The sequence below is a fragment of the Pseudomonas sp. NPDC079367 genome (assembly GCF_044542195.1).
Classification (GTDB): Bacteria; Pseudomonadota; Gammaproteobacteria; order Pseudomonadales; family Pseudomonadaceae; genus Aquipseudomonas.
Genome location: NZ_JBITTW010000034.1, coordinates 54,826 through 63,630 on the forward strand (window position 1 = coordinate 54,826; position 8,805 = coordinate 63,630).

Annotated in this window: 12 protein-coding genes; all 12 read right to left on the minus strand. The window is 62.6% G+C overall.

Features of this window, described 5'->3' with window-relative positions; translation table 11 throughout:
* Positions 1-97 precede the first annotated feature (97 nt).
* Positions 98-898 carry a cobalamin-binding protein gene (locus ACIGDJ_RS21730; RefSeq protein ID WP_101160699.1) on the minus strand — a complete coding sequence of 267 codons (801 nt, stop codon included), beginning with the start codon at positions 896-898 and terminating at the stop codon, positions 98-100.
* Positions 898-1,317: an MFS transporter gene (locus ACIGDJ_RS21735; protein ID WP_101160701.1), complete on the minus strand. Its 420-nt coding sequence runs from the start codon at positions 1,315-1,317 to the stop codon at positions 898-900. Before ACIGDJ_RS21735 ends, ACIGDJ_RS21730 begins: the two co-directional genes overlap by 1 nt.
* Complete coding sequence (gene ribA, locus ACIGDJ_RS21740) at positions 1,314-1,931, minus strand: GTP cyclohydrolase II (protein WP_101160704.1); 618 nt, start codon at positions 1,929-1,931, stop codon at positions 1,314-1,316. Before ribA ends, ACIGDJ_RS21735 begins: the two co-directional genes overlap by 4 nt.
* A 244-nt stretch (positions 1,932-2,175) precedes the next feature.
* Positions 2,176-2,913, minus strand: a complete 738-nt coding sequence (locus ACIGDJ_RS21745; RefSeq protein WP_101160707.1) for an ABC transporter substrate-binding protein — start codon at positions 2,911-2,913, stop codon at positions 2,176-2,178.
* A gap of 25 nt (positions 2,914-2,938) precedes the next feature.
* Complete coding sequence (locus tag ACIGDJ_RS21750) at positions 2,939-3,442, minus strand: phosphatidylglycerophosphatase A (RefSeq protein ID WP_101160709.1); 504 nt, start codon at positions 3,440-3,442, stop codon at positions 2,939-2,941.
* On the minus strand, positions 3,439-4,404 hold the full coding sequence (gene thiL, locus ACIGDJ_RS21755; protein WP_397479110.1) for a thiamine-phosphate kinase: 966 nt from the start codon (positions 4,402-4,404) through the stop codon (positions 3,439-3,441). The genes ACIGDJ_RS21750 and thiL overlap by 4 nt, the downstream gene beginning before the upstream one ends.
* Before the next feature lie 27 nt (positions 4,405-4,431).
* Positions 4,432-4,932, minus strand: coding sequence for a transcription antitermination factor NusB (gene nusB, locus ACIGDJ_RS21760; RefSeq protein ID WP_024014489.1), 501 nt, complete (start codon positions 4,930-4,932; stop codon positions 4,432-4,434).
* Entirely contained in the window at positions 4,929-5,405 is a 477-nt protein-coding gene (gene ribE / locus ACIGDJ_RS21765; RefSeq protein ID WP_003228649.1) for a 6,7-dimethyl-8-ribityllumazine synthase, read from the minus strand. Before ribE ends, nusB begins: the two co-directional genes overlap by 4 nt.
* A gap of 90 nt (positions 5,406-5,495) precedes the next feature.
* Positions 5,496-6,587 (minus strand): bifunctional 3,4-dihydroxy-2-butanone-4-phosphate synthase/GTP cyclohydrolase II, encoded by a 1,092-nt coding sequence (gene ribBA / locus ACIGDJ_RS21770; protein WP_039761895.1) that lies wholly within the window; start codon positions 6,585-6,587, stop codon positions 5,496-5,498.
* 21 nt (positions 6,588-6,608) lie between these two features.
* Positions 6,609-7,271: a riboflavin synthase gene (locus ACIGDJ_RS21775; RefSeq protein WP_101160715.1), complete on the minus strand. Its 663-nt coding sequence runs from the start codon at positions 7,269-7,271 to the stop codon at positions 6,609-6,611.
* Between the two features lie 47 nt (positions 7,272-7,318).
* Positions 7,319-8,452: a bifunctional diaminohydroxyphosphoribosylaminopyrimidine deaminase/5-amino-6-(5-phosphoribosylamino)uracil reductase RibD gene (gene ribD / locus ACIGDJ_RS21780; protein ID WP_101160718.1), complete on the minus strand. Its 1,134-nt coding sequence runs from the start codon at positions 8,450-8,452 to the stop codon at positions 7,319-7,321.
* The coding region (nrdR, locus tag ACIGDJ_RS21785; RefSeq protein WP_397504617.1) for a transcriptional regulator NrdR at positions 8,449-8,805 on the minus strand (357 nt) is incomplete at its 5' end. The genes nrdR and ribD, both read right to left, overlap by 4 nt.

Below are 8,805 nucleotides of genomic sequence, written 5' to 3' on the forward strand. Positions count from 1 at the left end.
AGCCCGCTCCCACAATGAATCTCGGTGCACCACAGATTCATGGTTGAAACCAATCAAATGTGGGAGCGGGCTTGCTCGCGAATGCAGGCGACGCGGTCTACCGGTCAGGCGCGATCAATTGGCAAAGCTTGGCGGTGGCGCTAATCATCTGCCCACTCGGTCGCTCGAGGCCCTTGTCAGCGACCAATAGCAGTCTCCCCTGCCTCACCGCTGCCACCTGCGGCCAGGCCGTCCACGCTTCAAGCTGTGCCTGATCACCGGCGACGATCACTTCTGGATCACGCTGCAACACCGCCTCGATACTCACCTGCGGCGCCGGGAGATCAAGGTCGGCGAACACATTGCGCGCGCCGCACACCTCAAGCGCATCGCTGATGATCTGTCCGCCACCGACGGTGTACAGCGGCTTGTCCCAGACTTGATAAAACACACGCAGCGGCACGTCTCGACGATAACGCTGGCGCAGATCGTCCAGCTGCTCGCGCAATTCGGCCGCCCGTTTCGCCCCGCGTTCAGGACGCCCGATCTGTTCGGCAATGGCTTCAATCTGTGCGGCGAGCTGCGTCAATGTGTGCGGCTCGGCGACAAAGATCGGAATGTTCAGGCGCTTGAGCAGATCACGCTGCCCCGCGCCTACGCTTGCGGGCCAGAGCAACAGCAAATCCGGTTTCAGGCTGAGCAAGCGTTCCATGTCGAGCTGGCCATAGCGACCCACAGACGGAACATCGGCAATCGCCGCCGGCCGCTCGCCAGCATCGAGCACGCCGACCAGCAAGTCGGCAGAATCCAGTTCAACGACGATTTCAGACAGCGAGGGCGCGAGGCTGACCACCCGCAATGCGGCCAGCGCCGGGCTGCTCAGCACGAGCAGCAGAACCGCCAGCCACAGGCGAGACATCAGCCGAGTTGACGCGGAATACGGTAGAGGTAGAAGAGCACGGCGGTGGACAGCGCCAGCAGCATCAACGGCACGGCTTCGAGGCCGACGAAGACCGCCAGCGCGCCAATCCACGCTGGCAAAGACGCCACCAGAAACGCCGCACGCCGACGCGCCGCGAGGGCGATCCAGGCGGCGGGTTCATCGGCGGTATCGAGAGATTTTTGCGTGGCGATCAATGCGTGTTTGTAACGGCCGAAATACTTCAGGCTGACAAACATCGAGGCCACGCCGGCGATGAACAAAGGCATCGCCAGCACCGGCAAGAGGCCCTGGCCTTCGCCGAACAACGCGTTGAGTACGAACAGCGGCAACAGCGCCAGCGCCAGGTATTGCCACCAGGCCACCGCCAACCGCCGCCGCACCTGGCCGCGGGTCACGCGCGGTCGACCTCGCCCTGATGCTCATTGCCCATCATGTGGTCGAGCTTGCTGGCCTTGGTCGCCAGGTACAGTTTGTTGTGCGGGTTGTGGCCGGTGTGCAGCGGCACGCGCTCGGCAACGACGATGCCCATGTCGGTCAGCGCTTTGACCTTGCGCGGGTTGTTGGTCATCAGGCGCAGGGCTTTCACGCCCAGATGCTCGAGCATCGGCAGGCACATGGCGTAATCGCGCTGATCGGCGGCAAAGCCCAGACGCTCGTTGGCTTCCACGGTGTCGGCGCCGCCGTCCTGCAATTCGTAGGCACGGATCTTGTTCAGCAGACCAATGCCGCGACCTTCCTGACGCAGATACAGCAGCACGCCACGGCCTTCGCGGGCGATCGCCTGCAGAGCGGCGTCCAGTTGCGAACCGCAGTCGCAACGCTGGCTGAACAAGGCATCGCCGGTCAGGCATTCGGAGTGCAAACGGCCGAGTACCGGAGCGCCGTCGGCAATTTCACCCAGGCTCAGCACGACGTGCTCGCGGCCGGTGGATTCATCGAGAAACCCGTGCATGGTGAATTGCGCATAAGGCGTTGGCAGCTTGCAAGCGGCAACAAAGACGACAGGCACCGGTGTGCTCCTGATCTAAAAATTCTGAAAATTCGCAGGCCGGCATTGTAACAGCAGGTTCCTGTAGACGCTTAGGCTGAATTATCGGGCATAACGATCAAAAAGTTTGATGACACTCCCGCTCCTTGTAGGAGCTGTCGAGTGCAACGAGGCTGCGATCTTTTGATCTTGATCTACAAGCAGCAGATCAAAAGATCGCAGCCTCGTTGCACTCGTCAGCTCCTACAGGGATTTGTGTTGGGCTTCAATTCGGGTTGAACGGGTACGGCTGCTGCCACTTCTCGAAGATCGGCTGTAGCTCCCCGCTCTTGACCAGTTCCGTCATGCGCCGGTCATACAGCGCCATCAACGCGCGAGCCTGTGGGGTATCGGCGAAACCGAGAAACAGCGGCAGTTCAGCCAGATGCGAATAACGGTACTGCGCCGGATCCGCCGCATCGCGCACCACGGCTTGAACCTCGGTCAGCGCGTCGATGTAGTAATCGGCCCGTCCCTGCTTGAGCATCAGCAAAATACCGGTACGCCGCTCGATCTGATTGAAGCGCTTGATGTTCGGCAGGTAGTTTTCGTAGCGGTAGCCGCGCACCCAGGCCAGGCGGTATTTACCCAAATTCGCCTGGGTCGGCGCCGGACTGCTGGCCAGGCCCAATGCGTAGACGTGATCGGAATCGAAATTCCACTGCGGGTACACCAAGTGCTCGGCTTCGTTGCGGTAGGAGCCGACCTGCGCGTCGATTTCCTTCAACTGCGCCAACCCGATGGAACGGGTGTACGGCACGGTGCGAATGTCCAACTTGACCCCGGCCGGCTCGAAGACTTTGCGCAACACGTCCCAGGCCAGACCGTGGCCATCGGCGGCGGTGTAATTTTCCCAGTCTTCGCTGGCCAGATGGATGACCGCAGGCGTCGGCGCGGCCACCTGCGCATGGGCAACGGTGCCCAGCAGAGCGAAAACCAGCAGCGCCAACCCGCGTCGCAGCATCCGTTATTTCCTCACTTGAGACGAATCAGGCGAATACCCAAACCAGCCCTTGCATCGCCAGCCAGGCGAACACTCCGGCCAGCACGTCGTCGAGCATGATGCCGACGCCGCCATGCACGTGCTTGTCGATCCAGCGGATCGGCCACGGCTTGAGAATATCGAAGAAGCGGAACATCAGAAAACCCGCGAGCAGCCAGTACCAGCCTTCCGGCACCAGCCACAGGGTGATCCACATCCCGACCATTTCGTCCCAGACGATGCCTTCGTGGTCATGCACACGCAAATCGTCAGCGACTTTGCCGCACAGCCAGAAGCCGAACAGCATGGTGATGCCCAGCATCAGCCAGTAGCCCCAGTCGGGCAGCATCTGCCACAACGGAATGAACGGCAGCGCCACCAGCGAGCCCCACGTGCCCGGTGCCTTGGGCAAGGTGCCGGAGCCGAAGCCGAACGCGAGAAAATGCCACGGATTGCGCCAGACCGAAGGAGGCACGAATTCGGCAGGGACCTGTTTCGGGTGATCTGTCACGGTGTCTCCTGAAAATGTTGGTAGCCGCGAATTAGCGGGGTGATGTCGCGCCCGTCGCGGTCCAGCAGCGCCACGCCCTGGCCGTCGCTGACCCGGCCGATCACATGGATCGACCAGCCGTCAGCCAACAGCGCCGGCAAATCGCCGGACGGCAAGGTGAAAGCCAGCACGTAATCATCGCCGCCGCTCAGTGCCGCGCGCTCGGCACCGCGTTGCCCGAGAAACGCCACTAAAGCATCCGACAACGGTACGCGCTCGCGTTCAATCTCAAGTCGCACCTTCGACGCCAGCGCGATATGCCCGCAATCGGCCAGCAGACCGTCGGAGATGTCCAGCGCAGCCGTGGCCTTGCCGCGCAGGGCCTGACCGAGCGCCAGTTGCGGTTGTGGCGACCAGTAATGATCAAGCAGCACCTGGCCGATGTCGGGCGCCGCATCACGCTGCCCCAGCACCAGCGGCAAGGCGCCGGCCGCATTGCCCAGTTCGCCGCCGACGCAAAGCAGATCGCCGGGCTGCGCGCCGCTGCGGGTCAACGCCTGGCCGGCCGGTACGCGGCCGAATACGGTGACGGTCAGGCTCAGCGGCCCACGCGTGGTGTCGCCACCGACCAGCGCCACGCCGCAGCTTTGCGCCATGCGGTTCAGACCACGGGCATAGGCTTGCAGCCAATCGGCAGTCACCGTCGGCAAGGTCAGGGCAAGGGTAAAGGCAACGGGCGCAGCGCCCATGGCGGCCAGATCGCTGACCGCCACGGCCAGCGAGCGCTGACCGAGCAGAAACGGATCGCAGGGGTCGGCGAAATGCACGCCGGCCACCAGCGTATCGGTGGAAACCGCCAGCTGTTCGCCAGCGGGAACCGCCAGCAAGGCGCAGTCGTCACCGATCCCCAGAGCAACGCCTTCGCCGCCCTGCGCACAAGGCGCGGCGGCGAAGAAATTGCGGATCAGCTCAAACTCGCCCATGGCCGAGAAAAAGTGTTCAAGCGCCGATCAGCGCTTGAACGCCTTCACTTCAGCTTCACGCAGGCGCGGGGCCAGCTTGTCGAGCACGCCGTTGACGAACTTGTGGCCGTCGGTCGAACCGAACACTTTGGCCAGCTCGATACCTTCGTTGATGACCACGCGGTACGGCACGTCGACGCGCTTGAGCAGTTCCCAGGTCGACAGGCGCAGAACCGCCAGTTCAACCGGGTCCAGCTCTTCGATCGCCAGATCCAGGCAAGGCGTCAGGGCGGTGTCGATTTCGGTCTTGAACTGCGGAACCCCGTGAAGGATTTCGCGGAAGTAGGCGCCGTCGACATCGGTGAAATCGTTATCCACGCGAAACTGCGCTTCGATCTCGTTCAGCGATTGCCGGGCCATGTGCCACTGGTACAGCGCTTGAGTCGCGAGCTGACGGGCTTCGCGACGCTTGGCGCTTTTCGACGGCTTGCCGGCATCCGCAGGTTTCGGATCGCGCGGGTTGAAACGATCGCTTTCGTCGCTAATCACTTGGCCTCCAACTGCGCCAGCAGGCTGACCATTTCCAGAGCGGACAGGGCAGCTTCGGCACCTTTGTTACCGGCTTTGGTGCCGGAACGTTCGATGGCTTGCTCAATGGAATCGACGGTCAGCACGCCAAACGCGACCGGTACGCCGAATTCCATGGAGACCTGGGCCAGGCCTTTGGTGCACTCGCCAGCCACGTATTCGAAGTGCGGAGTACCGCCACGAATGACCGCGCCAAGGGCGATGATCGCTGCGAACTCGCCTTTCTGGGCGACTTTCTGCGCAACCAGCGGGATTTCGAAGGCGCCCGGTGCGCGGATGATGGTGATGTCGCTTTCGCTCACGCCGTGGCGAACCAGGGCATCAACGGCACCGCTGACCAGGCTTTCAACCACGAAGCTGTTGAAGCGGCCCACTACCAGAGCGTAGCGGCCTTTGGGGGCGATGAAGGTACCTTCGATGGTCTTCAGGGTCATTCGTCAGTTCTCTTAAAGAGCCGGGACGCGTCTGCTACGCGTCCCTCAGTGATTATTTGCCGCGAATCGGAGTCCGGAAACAGCCGGTCATTATTCGGAGGGCACGTATTCTACAACTTCCAGATCGAAACCGGATATCGCATTGAACTTCATTGGTGCTGACATCAAGCGCATCTTGCGCACGCCGAGGTCACGCAGGATCTGCGAACCGGCACCGACAATGCTGTAGGTGGTCGGTTTTTTCGGCGCTGCCTGCTCACCGGTTTCACGGATATGCGCCAGCAGCACGTCGCCATCGAGCGGGTGACCGAGCAGCAGCACCACACCGCTGCCGGCCTCGGCGACCGCAGCCATGGCGGCGCGCAGGCTCCAGCGGCCCGGTTGCTTGACCATCAGCAGGTCGCGCAGCGGGTCCATGTTGTGCACGCGAACCAGCGTCGGCTCTTCGGCGCAAACAGTGCCCAGGGTCAGTGCCATGTGCACGTCGCCTTCCACCGAATCACGATAGGTCACCAGGTTGAATTGGCCCAGTTCGCTGTCCAGCGGCTGCTCGGCAATCCGCTGAACGGTACGTTCGTGGATCATCCGATAGTGGATCAGGTCGGCGATGGTGCCGATCTTGATGTTGTGTTCGGCGGCGAACGCTTCGAGTTCAGCGCGACGGGACATGGTGCCGTCGTCATTCATCACCTCGCAGATCACCCCGCTCGGCTCAAAACCGGCCATGCGCGCCAGGTCGCAAGCGGCTTCGGTGTGGCCGGCGCGAGCGAGGGTACCGCCGGCCTGGGCCATCAGCGGGAAGATGTGGCCCGGGCTGACGATGTCTTCGGCCTTGGCGTCTTTGGCGGCAGCCGCTTGTACGGTGCGCGCGCGGTCGGCGGCAGAGATGCCGGTGGTCACGCCTTCGGCAGCTTCGATCGAAACGGTGAACTTGGTGCCGAAACCGGAACCGTTGCGCGGCGCCATCAGCGGCAGCTTCAACAGTTCGCAGCGCTCGCGACTCATCGGCATGCAGATCAGGCCACGGGCGTGCTTGGCCATGAAGTTGATGTGTTCGGCCTGGCAGCATTCCGCGGCCATGATCAGATCGCCTTCGTTCTCGCGGTCTTCGTCATCCATGAGGATGACCATCTTGCCTTGGCGGATGTCTTCAACCAGTTCTTCGATGCTATTGAGCGCCACAAGGCACCCCCTTCTCTTGAATTATTTGAGGTAGCCGTTTTGGGCCAGAAAGCTTTCGGTGATGGTGCTGCCGGCGGTCTTTTCTGCAGCCTTGTCACCCAGCAGCAGACGTTCCAGATAACGCGCCAGCAGGTCGACTTCCAGATTCACCCGGCGGCCCGGTTTGTACGAAGCCATGATGGTTTCGCTGAGGGTGTGCGGAATAATCGTCAGCATGAATTCGGCGCCATCGACTTCGTTCACGGTCAGGCTGGTGCCGTCCACGGTGATCGAGCCTTTGTGGGCGATGTACTTGGCGAGCTCTTTCGGTGCGCGGATGCGAAATTCCACAGCGCGGGCATTGTCGCTACGCGATACCACTTCGCCGACGCCATCGACGTGACCGCTGACCAGATGCCCGCCGAGGCGAGTGGTCGGTGTCAGGGCTTTTTCCAGATTGACCGGGCTGCCGCTTTTCAGGTCATTCATGGCGGTGCAATCGAGCGTTTCGCGGCTGACGTCGGCAGCAAAACCATTGCCCGGCAACTCGACGGCGGTCAGGCAAACGCCGTTGACCGCAATGCTGTCACCCAGTTTGACGTCGCTCAGGTCGAGCTTGCCGGTGTCGACGTGCACCCGCACATCACCGCCCTTTGGGGTCAGTGCGCGGATACTGCCGATGGATTCGATGATGCCGGTGAACATGGGGTTCTCCTTGAGAACGGGGCCAGGGCTAACGCAATGGCCGGGAATTATACGCGGGCTGAAGGGACAGGAATCGCAGTGACTCGCCAGTCATCGCCCACCGCGCGGATTTCAGTGATTTTCAGTTCCGGCGCGTCTTTCATCTGCGCCAGCGGCCAGTCGAGCAGCGGACGCGCCGTGGAACCAAGGAACTTGCCGGCAATGAAGATCACGAATTCGTCGACCAGCCCAAGCTGCGCAAAGGCCCCGGCCAGTCGCGGACCGGCCTCGACCAACACCTCGTTGGTGCCACGGCTGGCCAGTTCGATAAGTAATTGATGCAGGTCGACCTGGCCGTCTTCACCCGGCACGATCAGGCATTCCGGGCCGTTGGCGTATTGCTCCTCGACGGCGACACAGGTGGCGACCAGCGCCGGCCCGGCCTTGAAGAATGGCGCATCCAGCGGCACCCGCAGGCGGCCATCGATCAACACGCGCAATGGCGGGCGACTCATGGCCAGCGCAGTTTGCTCGCTGTCGAGACCGAGTTCGTCCGCGCGTACGGTCAAGCGTGCGCCATCGGCCAACACCGTGTCGGCGCCGGTCAGCACTACTGCCGTCTCAGCGCGCAAACGCTGCACCGCAGAACGCGCCGCCGGGCCGGTGATCCATTGGCTCTCGCCGCTTTCCATCGCCGTGCGCCCGTCGAGGCTCATGGCCAACTTGACCCGCACGAACGGCAAGCCATGTTCCATGCGCTTCAGAAAACCTTGATTGAGCTTGCGTGCTTCAGCCTCCAGCACACCACTTTCGGTGGCAATACCAGCCTCGGTCAGGCGCTGCAAACCGCGCCCGGCGACCTGCGGATTGGGATCGCGCATCGCCGCCACGACCCGGGCAACGCCAGCGGTCACCAAGGCATCGGCGCACGGCGGGGTACGCCCGTGGTGGCTGCAAGGTTCGAGGGTGACATACGCCGTGGCGCCCCGGGCCTGCGTGCCAGCGGCGCGCAGGGCGTGGACTTCGGCATGGGGCTCGCCGGCGCGCTCATGCCAGCCTTCGCCGACAATCTGCCCGTCACGCACCACCACGCAACCGACCCGAGGATTGGGATGGGTGGTGTAGTGACCTTTGCGCGCCAGTTCCAGCGCGCGGGCCATGAAATGCGCGTCGAGGATCGCCTGCTCGGCGGCGGTGGTCATTCTTTCACCGGTTCGCGGGCGAGGCGGTCGATCTCTTCGCGGAACTCATTGAGATCCTGAAAGCGCTTGTACACCGAGGCAAAACGGATGTAGGCGACTTCATCGAGCTTTTGCAACTCGGCCATCACCAATTCGCCGACCACGAGGGACTTGACCTCGCGCTCGCCGGTGGCGCGCAGCTTGTGCTTGATATGGACCAGAGAGGATTCGAGGCGCTCGACGCTGACCGGACGTTTCTCCAGCGCGCGCTGCATGCCGGCGCGCAATTTTTCTTCGTCGAACGGTTGGCGGCTGCCGTCGGTTTTGATCAGGCGCGGCAACACCAGTTCGGCCCTCTCGAACGTCGTGAAACG